The organism is Lishizhenia sp. (assembly GCF_033720595.1).
Taxonomy (GTDB): Bacteria; Bacteroidota; Bacteroidia; order Flavobacteriales_D; family Crocinitomicaceae; genus Lishizhenia.
Genome location: NZ_JAWWCF010000001.1, coordinates 21,733 through 34,101, shown reverse-complemented (window position 1 = coordinate 34,101; position 12,369 = coordinate 21,733). Strand labels below are relative to the sequence as shown.

General features: G+C 37.4%; 13 protein-coding genes. 9 read left to right on the top strand and 4 right to left on the bottom strand.

Annotated elements, in window-relative coordinates:
• Positions 1–665 precede the first annotated feature (665 nt).
• The 5 genes from R3333_RS00170 to R3333_RS00150 all read left to right on the top strand — a co-directional run bounded on the left by R3333_RS00170 (position 666) and on the right by R3333_RS00150 (position 4,146).
• Positions 666–1,166, top strand: coding sequence for a ComF family protein (locus R3333_RS00170; protein WP_318956547.1), 501 nt, complete (start codon positions 666–668; stop codon positions 1,164–1,166).
• 62 nt (positions 1,167–1,228) lie between these two features.
• Positions 1,229–2,287 carry an FAD-dependent oxidoreductase gene (locus R3333_RS00165; RefSeq protein ID WP_318956546.1) on the top strand — a complete coding sequence of 353 codons (1,059 nt, stop codon included), beginning with the start codon at positions 1,229–1,231 and terminating at the stop codon, positions 2,285–2,287.
• Positions 2,288–2,376: 89 nt separating this feature from the next.
• On the top strand, positions 2,377–2,790 hold the full coding sequence (locus tag R3333_RS00160) for a BrxA/BrxB family bacilliredoxin (RefSeq protein ID WP_318956545.1): 414 nt from the start codon (positions 2,377–2,379) through the stop codon (positions 2,788–2,790).
• Between the two features lie 82 nt (positions 2,791–2,872).
• Entirely contained in the window at positions 2,873–3,328 is a 456-nt protein-coding gene (locus R3333_RS00155) for a hypothetical protein (protein ID WP_318956544.1), read from the top strand.
• Positions 3,329–3,693: 365 nt separating this feature from the next.
• On the top strand, positions 3,694–4,146 hold the full coding sequence (locus R3333_RS00150) for a hypothetical protein (RefSeq protein WP_318956543.1): 453 nt from the start codon (positions 3,694–3,696) through the stop codon (positions 4,144–4,146).
• A gap of 7 nt (positions 4,147–4,153) precedes the next feature.
• On the opposite strand, the gene R3333_RS00145 is transcribed toward R3333_RS00150, so the two are convergent.
• The 4 genes from R3333_RS00145 to kdsB all read right to left on the bottom strand — a co-directional run bounded on the left by R3333_RS00145 (position 4,154) and on the right by kdsB (position 7,800).
• Entirely contained in the window at positions 4,154–4,450 is a 297-nt protein-coding gene (locus R3333_RS00145; RefSeq protein ID WP_318956542.1) for a BlaI/MecI/CopY family transcriptional regulator, read from the bottom strand.
• 157 nt (positions 4,451–4,607) lie between these two features.
• Positions 4,608–5,804 carry an aminopeptidase C gene (locus R3333_RS00140; protein WP_318956541.1) on the bottom strand — a complete coding sequence of 399 codons (1,197 nt, stop codon included), beginning with the start codon at positions 5,802–5,804 and terminating at the stop codon, positions 4,608–4,610.
• A gap of 48 nt (positions 5,805–5,852) precedes the next feature.
• Positions 5,853–7,001 (bottom strand): SPOR domain-containing protein, encoded by a 1,149-nt coding sequence (locus R3333_RS00135; RefSeq protein ID WP_318956565.1) that lies wholly within the window; start codon positions 6,999–7,001, stop codon positions 5,853–5,855.
• Positions 7,002–7,062: 61 nt separating this feature from the next.
• A complete protein-coding gene (kdsB, locus tag R3333_RS00130) occupies positions 7,063–7,800 on the bottom strand; it encodes a 3-deoxy-manno-octulosonate cytidylyltransferase (RefSeq protein WP_318956540.1) in 738 nt (245 codons plus the stop codon).
• Between the two features lie 109 nt (positions 7,801–7,909).
• On the opposite strand from kdsB, the gene R3333_RS00125 reads away from it, so the two are divergent.
• The 4 genes from R3333_RS00125 to R3333_RS00110 all read left to right on the top strand — a co-directional run bounded on the left by R3333_RS00125 (position 7,910) and on the right by R3333_RS00110 (position 12,310).
• On the top strand, positions 7,910–8,245 hold the full coding sequence (locus tag R3333_RS00125; RefSeq protein WP_318956539.1) for a helix-hairpin-helix domain-containing protein: 336 nt from the start codon (positions 7,910–7,912) through the stop codon (positions 8,243–8,245).
• The gene (gene dprA, locus R3333_RS00120; protein WP_318956538.1) at positions 8,202–9,011 is read left to right on the top strand and encodes a DNA-processing protein DprA; all 810 of its coding nucleotides are present in this window, start codon (positions 8,202–8,204) and stop codon (positions 9,009–9,011) included. The genes R3333_RS00125 and dprA overlap by 44 nt, the downstream gene beginning before the upstream one ends.
• Positions 9,012–9,217: 206 nt before the next feature.
• Positions 9,218–11,443, top strand: coding sequence for an NADP-dependent isocitrate dehydrogenase (locus R3333_RS00115; RefSeq protein ID WP_318956537.1), 2,226 nt, complete (start codon positions 9,218–9,220; stop codon positions 11,441–11,443).
• Between the two features lie 345 nt (positions 11,444–11,788).
• Positions 11,789–12,310 carry a ferritin gene (locus tag R3333_RS00110; RefSeq protein ID WP_318956536.1) on the top strand — a complete coding sequence of 174 codons (522 nt, stop codon included), beginning with the start codon at positions 11,789–11,791 and terminating at the stop codon, positions 12,308–12,310.
• Positions 12,311–12,369: the final 59 nt, after the last annotated feature.

The window sequence follows — 12,369 nt, the reverse complement described above, 5'->3', positions numbered from 1 at the left end:
CCTTTTTTAGTGCAATATTTATCTATAAGCAAACAACTCTTGTTTGCCCTGTTTTATTCGTCTTAAAACTTTACTTTGTCCTCTAAATTGTGGAAAGAATTTCTCGAATCAGTCATTCATTTGAGGCGTGTACAAATGTTGCTAAATTTTTGACATCAATCAATTAAAGAAATTCACAATTTTCCAACTTTATCCACATTGAAGATTGTAAACCCTTGACTTGTGGAAGGAAACCGGATTATCAACATCAACTCAAAAGATATTCACATAAAATCAATCTGATTTCCTTGGAAATTTTTTCTGTCTTTAGAAGCCCAGTAAAACCGAATCTTGACGAACTTTTTATAAAATTAATGACTTATCAATCAAAATCTTAGGAAATTTTTAAGTATATTTTCCAACATCACCTTGTTTAAAGATTTAAACTAAAAAACCACCTTTTGTCTCAATTTAATAAGCTATATTATCAAGTTACGAAAATAGGTCAAGCTATCCTGTCAATTCCGTTTCCAAACCGTTGTTTTGTATGCGAAAAAGACCTGCCTTCTCAACAAAATTGCTTATGCATTGAATGTCATAACAACCTAAGATTTACCCACTTCGAACAGCAAGGAAAAAACGCTTATATCAATGAAATTTTTTACGGAAGAGTTTATTTAAATCTTGTGCTGTCGCTGCTCTATTTTAAAAGTCATTCGAGTACCCAAAGTATTTTACATCAAATCAAATACAATCATGGAAAAAGCTTGGCGATTTACATGGGGCAACTCATGGCACATAAATGGAAAGCTTCACCTCATTTCGAAGCATTTGACGGAATCATTCCCGTTTCCTTACACAATAAAAAGCATTTCAAAAGGGGCTACAACCAAAGTTTATTGCTTGCACAAGGGTTAAGCGAAATACTCGAGATTCCCATTTACGAAAATGTTCTCATCAAGAGAAAACACAACAGTTCTCAAACTAAAAAATCGAGGGCCGAAAGAATAGACAATGTCGCAAAGGTATTTCAGTTACAAAACGAAGAAACAATTGTCCATAAACATATCTTATTGGTAGATGATGTCCTTACCACCGGTGCTACCTTGGAAGCTTGCGCTCTCCTTCTTAAAGAAAATGTTCCCGGGATTACCCTCAGTATTTACACCTTGGCCTATGCACAATAATCAACTCAAAAACTGATGAGAGTTAAGCTCCACTTTAGGAGATTGTTTACTTTTGATCTCGTATGAAAGTATTGATTATTGGTGGTGGTGTTGCTGGACTCAGTTTAGGACATCAATTAGAACAAAAAGGTGTTGATTTCTTAATTCTAACGGAACAAGAGAATCACAGTACACGCGTTGCTGCGGGTATGATTAACCCTTTCGTATTTCGTCGCATGTTAAAAAGCTGGCAAGCCGACACATTAATTCCTTACCTCAATACATTTTACAGAGATTTAGAGGAAAAGACACAAGAAAAGTTTTTCCATCATATTCCTATTCGCCGATTATTCTCTTCTGAGGACGAAGCCAATTTATGGAAAGAAAGAAGCGAGGATGATAATTACAAACATTACGTTCAATTGGATGTTCGACCTCATCCTAGTTATGCGAAAGACACTTTTGGACAAGGATACGTGCTTAAAGGTGGCTACATTCACAGTGCTACTTTTTTACGTGCCAACCGTCAATATTTTGAAGAAAAAGGTCTCCTCAAGTATGCATCAATTTCTTACGAAGATTTAAACATTGAAACCAAAACTTACCAAGGAGAGTCTTATGACAAGATTCTTTTCGCAGAAGGTTATAAAGGAAAGGAAAACCCGTGGTTCAATTATTTGCCCTTGGGTCAAACCAAAGGAGAATTATTAGACATCAGCTCTAACGAATTAAGAGAGGATGAAATATTAAACCGTAAATGTTTTGTTTTACCCGTAGGCGACAAACATTTTAAATTGGGGGCAACCTTCGATTGGAACACTACAGATTTAACACCAACAGAAAGCAAGAAACAAGAGCTTTTAGAGAAATACGCCATCAATTCTACAGCAGAATTCACCATTAATGAACACATTACTGGAATAAGGCCGACTTCTCCCGACCGAAGACCTTTCTTGGGAGAGCACCCAAAGCACAAAGACTTATTCATTTTTAACGGTTTGGGCACAAAAGGATATATGTTAGCTCCTTATTTAAGCGAACACCTATTACAACATATTTTTGAAGGAGCAGATTTAATAGACGAGGTTAATATTCAACGTTTTCACAAAAGATTTAGAAAACAAGAAGCCGGCGAACTCTAGAACAGAGGTCTTGTATTTCACTCGACAGTTATTTCTTGCCCATATCTAAAGATGCTTACTATCTTTGTAAAAAATTAAAAACGAAAAATATGTATCCTCCAGAATTAGTTGCTCCAATGAAAGAAGATTTAACTTCAGTTGGATTTGAACAATTAACTACAGCAGAAGAGGTAGACAATAAAATAAACGGAAGCGAAGGAAGTTTATTAGTAGTTGTAAACTCTGTATGTGGATGTGCAGCTGGTAACATGAGACCAGGTGTGAAATTATCTATTGAAGGTGATAAAAAACCAGACGCATTAACAACAGTTTTTGCGGGAGTAGACGGTGAAGCTACTAACCAAGCAAGAAAATATTTCTTGCCTTACCCTCCATCATCTCCATCTATCGCATTGTTTAAAGATGGTAAGTTGGTACACTTTTTAGAAAGACACCACATCGAAGGTGGAACTGCTGAAATGATTGCTGAAAATTTAAAAGAGGCGTACAAACAATTTTGTTAATTCCTCACAAAAGCATACGAAAAGGATCAGGTAACTGGTCCTTTTTCTTTTTCCGTACTTTCTGATTGATTATCTTGCTAGTATGAAAAAGCAAAACCTGAAGACCCGTCACTTTCTAATGGCTTACCTTGCTTGTTTGGTAAGCTCTATATTTATTGCAATTCCTGTTACTGGAAGGTTAGACGGGATAGGTGCGGGTTTGTTTGTCGCCTTAATAGCCCTAATCACTTCCTCGCCATTCATAATACTATTTCTGATTCTCATACATCAGAAATTAAAGAAAGAGAACACAAAGCTAGGCTTACACATGTACACCTTCATTCTACATACTGCCGGAGCATTGTTAACACTCCTTGTCTTTTTCATTTTCCTTTCGACCTCAGGTGAATTAAAAAGTGTCTTTTTATTCATTCTGGGTTATTATACCTTAGACACTATCTTTTTCCATGGACTTATTCAAGTAAAATTCAAGCCAAATTATGATGTTGAACTAGATACTTTAGATAGCTTTGGCCAAAGCAAAGAAATAGAATTTTGAAAAGCATACGCTTCATAGTATATTCCAATATTCTGGTAAGCCTTTCGGCGGCAAGTATGAGTTATGCCTTCTGTCTACAACAAGAAATTAAAAGGGCTGGTTATTACGCTCTTTTTGTTTTTTCTGCCACACTACTTACTTATAACGTTCAACGTATAATCAAAAGGAGCCAAGACAACAAAGATTGGGACAGTGGTCGTTTACTATGGTTAAAACAAAACACGCGACTACTCTACTTTCTAAGTATTCTAAGTTGTCTCATTTGCTTTTGGACCTACTTTTTTCACCTATATAATTTTCACTCTTTTCTCTTTCTTATCCCCCTGGCATTGATTTCGATTTTCTATGCACTAAAATTGGGTAATTTGAAAAACTTGAGAGAAATACCACATGTTAAAATACACCTCATCGCCTTAGTTTGGGTGAGTTCTACTTGTATTTTCCCAGCATTGAATGAAGAATTATTAACCTGGAAAAGTTTCCTTTTTGGTGCAGCCTTTTACCTCTATATTTTAGCTATTACCGTTCCATTTGATATTAGGGATTTAAATTATGACGACCCCACAAGTAAAACTGTTCCTCAAGTCTTTGGGGTAAATATTGCTAAGAAAATAGCCTTGATTACTTTGTTGGCTTCAGGGTGTATATTTACCTTTTTGAGTGATGGAATCTTGCAGCAAGTAGTGTTAATGATAGCCCTCATTTATCAGGCTATTTTAATACAACTTACTACAAAAAATAAACCTGAGCTTTTTTACTCAGGTTTAATTGATGGCGGTATTATAATACTGGCCATCAGTTTCTGTAAATGTGTGTAACATTGCTTTAAACGATGGCTGCTTTAAACTTTTCTACATCGTTATCAAAGTAATTTGCTTTTAAGAAAGAAATCAAGTACTCACTATAATCAGATTGTGTAACACGAGGCATATAGATATATCCTCTTCCTTTCTTTTTGTGTTCAATAAATTTTTTCTTTTCGAGGATACGCACAATGGTAGAAACTGTGTTGTACGAAGGCCGTGGCTTTTCATAAAGCTCCAAGATATCCTTAACTACGGCCACCTCTAGGCGCCATAATTTAAGCATAACCTTCTCCTCTGCTGGAGTTAATCGTTGCATAATCAATACGTTTAGTTGTTATATGCAATTTACGACATTATTAGTTACACACAAAACCGAATATTGATTTAGCTTCCACAAATACAAACTATACGGGCCCTTTACGCAAAAAAGCCTCCCCGAAGGAAGGCTTTTAATAATGTTAGTTGAACGAAACTTATAAATTTAGTTTCTTTTTCATCTCCTTAGACAATGCATCTTTATGTAGGTAAACATTGATTGTTTTCCATTTAAAGTAATTGGCAGACACATATAAATAACCTTCTGGATAATTCCCTGTTCCCCAGCTATTTTTCACCAAGAAATAAGGAGTTCCGTTCGCTTCTTTATACAAACCAGTAATGTGCATACCGTGATCGTCTGTAGTTGTTTTATTATCGTAACCTTTTTGACGCAATTCTGCAGTAATTTCTTTTTCTTCTACAGGTGTCATGAAAGCGTTAGAAATTTTCTCTGCTCCAGCATCAGAATAATTTCTATTGTCTTTCCCTCTTACCTGAATGGTAGACTCATCTGCAGGAACAATTGCTAATCCATCTCTGAAAGAAAATCCTTTCTCAGAAACATCAGCTCCCCATGCTACAGTATACCCATTTTCTAAGGCATCTTCGGTAGCGCTTACTAAATCTTCTAAGCTAACGTTGTAAGAGCTTCCCCAAGCCCAGTTATCTTGAATTGCTAAGAAACATTTTTGATTCAATGGGTGGTTCGTAAATGAAGTTAACGATACATAATCATCCATGTTTAAACCTGTCTCATCTGCAAATGTACGTGGCGTATACTCTTTTCCATTATAGGTGAAGTTTTTAGGGTCTTCTCCTAAATAAGCATCCAATATAGCTGTAAAACCAGATTTCCAAGAACTTGTTAATCCTCTAGAACTTACAGAAGACATGATTCCCTTTACAAAACCTTCTAACCCCGCAAACATTTCACTGTGGTTGTGCATGTCTGTTCCATAGTTTAATCCTTCATAAACTTCTGCAGGAACCAAACCGTGGTTTCTAAATACCCATGGAATATCGTGAAAAGCTCCTCCTTGAGAGAAGTTGGTTTTCCCATCCATACGAATGTATTTTTCTGCTTTTCCTTCGTATGCCTTGCGCGCTACATACATCTCCGATAATTGAGGTACATCTTTCTTCCCCATTCTAATCATTTCTGATTCAAAGAAAGAAAGTGCAGAAAAGCTCCAACAGGTTCCCGTGTATCCCTGAGATTGAACGGGTGTTGCATCCAAATGTGCAACTTCTTCAAATTTGTATTCTGATTTTTCACTGTTTGTTGTGAAATTCTGACTAAATGAATTAAATGTTAGCGCCAAAGCACCGAACATTAACACAGATTTTTTCATATAAAATGTATTGAATTAAAAAATGCTCCGAAAAGGAGCATTAAATTATTATAGATGAAGTAACCAAGTAATTACACCTGATCCTTGTAATTTCTTCTTAAGTGATAAAGCTTCTTCTCTGCTGTTACTTTGTGCAGCAGTTACGCGATACAAACCTTTGTGATAATCCAACACATATGCGTTTAAACCATCAGCTTTTAACGTATTCACCAAGCTTTCTGCATTTTCCTTCTCCGTAAAACACCCAGCAATTAAATGGCGACTAAAGCTCTTCTTAACATTTTCTGTTTCAGCGGCAGGAATACTTTCAGTTTCAATCACCTCTTGCTCCGGAGTATCTTTGCGCACCGTTAAGTAGAAGTAATCATCCACAGGGAAAGTATAGGTTTGTACACCTTCAGGAAGTTCGTCCATTATTTGTTCTAATGACTTCTCTTCTTCTATAGGTTCTACTTCCAAGACCGGAGTATTCGCAGGGTCATATTGTTTTACTTCTGGCTGAATGAAAGGATTAAAATCGCCCTTCAATACAACACCTGATTGTAAAACATCCGTTTGAGTTGGAATCCAATAAGAGTAAAATGCAATAGGAATGAACGCTGCAGCTGCTGCATATTTCCAAAAGGTCTTTTTACGACGCACTGGTTCTTGCGCTTCTTGCACTGCCGCAGGTTTAATTTCTTCTGCTTTACCAATTGCAATAATTGGTGTTTTTTCCTCTGTCTCTTCTTGTGTTTGTTGTTGAGCAGTGATTACTGGGGCAGCTTTCTCTTCTTTGGCGTGTTGAACAAAGTTCACATCACTTAAACCGTAAGAAGACATCAGCAAGTTAAAACATCTATCTTGCTCAAAATTAAGGTTCTGTTCTTTGTCGAAATACAAGAAACCAACACGTTCTATTTCTACGCGTTCCCCTTGTTTTAACTGTTGTTTCCAAGTAACTACTTCCTCTTGAATAGTAGTACTTGCCTGCTCAAAACTTAACTGGTTTTTATGTGCCAAATGGTTGGCCAATAAACCATCGTTATTGATCAGGTTTGTGTTAAATGTGAGGGCTTTTTTAGGAGCCTCTATTCTTCCTTGATTTAAATCTATCTGAGCATTAAGCACATTGGCAATGAATCCACCAAAATTGGGGATGATTACACAATTGTGTCTTAATAATAGTTCTGCTATCGCCTCGTTTACCTGCTTCATTCCTAACAAAAATACTCAATTTGGAGTAGAATGTCTACGGTCTCAAAGGAAAAATGTTGCGCTATTCTTCTAAAAATTGCAATACTTTTTCCAAATCTTCGGGTGTGTCTATGTTTGGGGTCTCAATATCAGTTTCTACCACCTTTATTTTATAGCCATAATACATCCATCTGAGTTGTTCTAAAGACTCCACTTGCTCTAAAAGACTAGGTTTTAATTGTGTCAATTGCAACAGCACTTCACTTCTATAGGCATACAGTCCTATATGCTTGTAAAAAGGAAAATCCTTAAGGGCATCTTTATTAGCGTGGTGTTGATTTGGAATAGCAGATCTTGAAAAATACAACGCTTCCGCTTTGGCATTACAAACCAACTTAATGCGGTTCGGGTTTGCGATATCTTCTGTAGAAATATTTCTGCTTGCTAATGTGGCAATTTCCACCTCTTCATCTTTAAACACTGATAATAGAGCATCCAGTTGTTTAGGGTTTACCAGAGGTTCGTCCCCTTGAATATTGATCACAACATCAAAATCAGCATATTGAGCTGCTACCTCTGCGCATCGGTCTGTTCCACTGGGATGGTAGTCGGCAGTCATCATTACTTTTCCTCCAAAAGCTTCTACCTCATCTACTATGCGTTGATCATCGGTAGCTACAACTAGCTCATCCAACAAGGTAGATTGCTTCGCTCCTTCGTACACCCGTTGTATCATCGATTTCCCTTTGATGTCTAACAAAGGTTTTCCCGGAAATCTACTTGAACCATATCGAGAAGGAATTACACCCAGCACTTTCATTGTTGTTGTTTTTTGGATTGGCTTCAAAGATAAAGGAATTAGTTTTTGATGCTTGGTGAACTTTCGTTATCTTTAAAAGAAGCAGCAATGTTTTATCAACCTAATCGACATGACAAAAGAAGAATTGAAATTATTCCTCGGCTTTCAATTTATGAAGGGCGTGGGAATTAAAACCGCCAAAAACCTCATAGCTTACAGCGGGGGTATAGATCAGTTTTACAGTATGAGCAAAACCCAACTTACCCAATTAGAAGGCGTGAGCGAAAAATTAATTCAGAAAATTAACCGCAAACAAGCCTTGCATGACGCGGAAGCTTACCTCCCTTTTTTAACCCGACAAGATGTTTCCACTTTTAACTATTTGGCACCGAACTACCCGCGCAGATTAAAACATTGCGGAGATGCTCCCTTGCTCCTTTTTTGGCAAAGGAAATTTGAATTTTGATTATCCCAAAACTGTTGCAATTGTAGGGACTAGAAATGCGAGCCAATATGGCAAAATGCTTGTGGATGAGCTGATAGAAAAATTTGCTGAGCACCAAATTCAAGTTATCTCGGGCTTGGCTTATGGCATAGATATACATGCACACAAACAATGTGTCCATTATGGCGTATCCACTATTGGTGTACTGGGTCATGGACTAGATAGAATTTACCCGGCCATACATAAAAGCACAGCCCAGCAAATGCAGGCCAAAGGTGGAGTGCTTACAGAGTTTCTACCCGGAACGAAACCCGATAGAGAAAACTTTCCCACGCGAAATAGAATTGTTGCGGGTATGTGCGATGCTACCATTGTTGTAGAAAGTGGTGAAAAGGGAGGGTCGCTAATCACAGCATACTTAGCCAACGATTACAACAGAGATGTTTTTGCTTTTCCGGGAGATGTGAACAAGACGTACTCCAAGGGCTGTAATAAACTTATACGCTTACAAAAAGCTCATCTTATAAGCTCCTCAGACGATTTGTTTTATCTTATGAATTGGAAAAAGGAGTCGGGAAAAACAGTTCAAATTCCTCTCTTTCTAGAACTCAATGATGAAGAGCAAAACATCGTTGACTTACTGCGAGAAAACAATGAACAAAGCATCGATGAATTAGCTTATCACCTACAACAACCTGTAAGTAAAGTAAGTACTACACTACTCAATTTAGAGTTTCAAGGATGCGTAAAAAGTTTACCCGGCAAACGGTATTTACTAGCGGTGTAAAATTGCGTCACATAGTCATTTATTGGAGAGATGCGAAGAAGGAAGTTCATTTCTGGTTAGAACTTAAATAACAGCGATTCTTCATTTGAAGCCATTTGACATTCTGCTTTTCTAAATACCAGACCGCTATCCTGCTTTTAAGGACTGTATTCCTATTTTAAAACAAGAAGATTTTATTAGCTTTGTGGCACTACAAAATTTTAATTATGTCATCAGAGAAAGCAAAAATTATTTACACAAAAACAGACGAGGCGCCGTTTTTAGCAACACATTCATTACTTCCTATCGTTGAAGCGTTTACAGCTCAGGCAGATGTGAACATGGAAACGAGAGACATTTCGTTGGCTGGAAGGATTTTAGCTAATTTCTCAGACTACTTAAAGGATGATCAAAAAGTAAATGATGCTTTGGCAGAATTAGGTGCTTTGGCAAAAACACCTGAGGCGAACATCATTAAGCTTCCAAATATTTCTGCTTCAATTCCACAGTTAACTGCGGCAATTGCAGAATTACAAGCACAAGGATTTGCATTACCAAACTACCCTGAAAACCCTCAAAATGAAGAGGAGAAAAAGATTCAAGGTTTATACAACAAAGTTAAAGGTAGTGCGGTAAACCCTGTTTTGAGAGAAGGTAACTCAGACAGACGTGCACCACAGGCGGTTAAAAATTACGCCAAAAACAATCCACACTCTATGGGAGCTTGGGCAAAAGATTCTAAGTCGCACGTAGCAAGTATGGAAGGTGGAGATTTCTACGGTTCAGAAAAATCTTACACAACTTCAAAAGCAGAAACGGTAAACATCGTTTTCAAAGGAGCTAATGGAGAGAAAGTATTGAAAGAAGGATTAAACCTTTTAGAAGGTGAAATTATCGATGCTTCTGTAATGAACATGAGCCAATTGAAAGCTTTCTACAAAAAACAAATTGTTGACGCAAAAGAAAAAGATGTATTATTCTCTGTACACCTTAAAGCAACAATGATGAAAGTGAGTGATCCGATTTTATTTGGATCATTGGTAGAGGTTTTCTTCGAAGACTTGTACACTTCTCACGCTCCATTAATGGAAAAATTAGGTTTCGATGCGAACAATGGTTTGGGTGATTTATACACACAGATGGAAAAACTTTCTGCTGATGAAAAAGCAGAATTATTGAGCGCTATTGAAGCAATCTACGCGAAGCAACCAGCATTAGCAATGGTTGATTCTGATAACGGAATTACTAACCTTCACGTTCCTTCTGATATTATTATCGATGCATCTATGCCAGCGATGATTAGAAACTCAGGACAAATGTGGGGACCAGATGGAAACCCTAAGGACACGAAAGCAGTTATTCCAGACAGATCTTACGCAGGTATTTACCAAGCAACTATCGATTTCTGTAAAGAAAACGGAGCATTTGATCCAACAACAATGGGAACTGTTCCTAACGTAGGGTTGATGGCACAAAAAGCAGAAGAGTACGGTTCTCACGACAAAACTTTCCAAATGTCAGAAAGCGGAAAAGTTTGTATCGTTGATGCTGCAGGAAACACATTGTTAGAGCACGATGTTGAAGCTGGAGATATCTGGAGAGCTTGTCAGGTGAAAGATGCACCTATCCAAGACTGGGTTAAATTAGCCGTTACGCGTTCAAGAGCTACAGGATGGCCAGCAATTTTCTGGTTAGATGAAAACAGAGCGCACGATGCTGAGTTAATCAAGAAAGTAAACACATACTTAAAAGATCACGATACTTCTGGATTGGAGATCATGATTAAAAACCCATACGATGCTACTATCTACACTTTAGATAGAGTTAAAGCTGGAGAGAATACAATTTCTGTTACAGGTAACGTATTGAGAGATTACTTAACAGATTTATTCCCAATTTTAGAATTAGGTACATCTGCAAAAATGTTATCTATCGTTCCATTAATGAACGGAGGAGGATTGTTCGAAACTGGAGCTGGTGGATCTGCACCGAAGCACGTACAACAGTTTGTTAAAGAAGGTCACTTAAGATGGGATTCTTTAGGTGAATTCTTAGCCCTGGCTGTTTCTTTAGAGCACTTAGGAGAGAAGTACAACAACAACAGAGCTATCGTATTGGCTACTGCTTTAGATAAAGCAACTGAGAAATTCTTATTGAATGACAAATCACCAAAACGTAAGGTGAATGAGTTAGACAACAGGGGATCTCACTTCTACTTAGCAATGTACTGGGCTGAAGCTTTAGCTGCACAAGAAGAAGATGCTGAAATGAAAGCAACATTTGCTAAAGTTCATGCTTCAATGGCTGAGAACGAAGCAAAAATCATTGATGAATTGAACGCTGCACAAGGTGAAGCACAAGAAATCAAGGGGTACTACTACCCATCTGTTGATTTAGTGAACAAGGCAATGCGTCCAAGTGCAACTTTAAATGCAATTATCGAAGCTATCTAAAGATAGGTTTTGAAAAATATAGAAGGGTGGTACTTAGGTATCGCCCTTTTTTTATGCCGAAGTTTATGTAAAACGGCTTAGGGATAGCAGCGGTAGCTCCTGAAGGTGTTCTTGCTTTTGAGCTTAAGCTTGGGGAAGCGACCTTGGAAGCTTAAACGAGCGTTTAGCGCAATGAAAGGACAACAAAGGATTAAAGCGAATAGCCCGCAAAAGCTCCGCTTCACTTTTTCCTCCTTGTATAGGATTCCTCCAATGCCTTTTTCTAAAATCAATCTAAACAATGAGTACCCCCTAGATGTTTAGTAGATAAATGTTAAATTTGATACAAATAAACATACCCACAATATGAACGCAAGAGTAGAACAAAAATTAAACGAGCAAATAGTTAAAGAATCTTCTTCATCTCAATTTTATTTAGCGATGGCTTCTTGGGCCGAGGCGAATGGATTGAATGGAACAGCTAAATTCATGTACACACACTCAGACGAAGAGCGCTTCCACATGTTGAAATTGGTGAAGTTTGTGAACGAGCGTGGAGGAAAAGCAATTATTCCTTCTGTTGAGCAACCCCCACAAGATTTTGACACCTTAGAACGTGTTTTTGAGTTGTTGTTGGAGCATGAAATTATGGTAACTGAAAGTATTAACGATGTAGTTGATATTTGTTTACAAGAAAAAGATTACTCTACACACAACTTTATGCAATGGTATGTAACAGAGCAATTAGAGGAAGAAGCATTGGCCAGAACAATTTTAGACAAATTAAAATTAATTGGTACAGACAAAGGTGGACTTTACTTGTTCGATAGAGATCTTGAAAATGCAGCGATAACTCCAGAAGTTGCCGCACAAGGAGCAGGAAATTAATGACTCGTTTTTATGATATTGAAGCCGTATTCGAAAGGATACGGCTTTTCTTTTTCCCT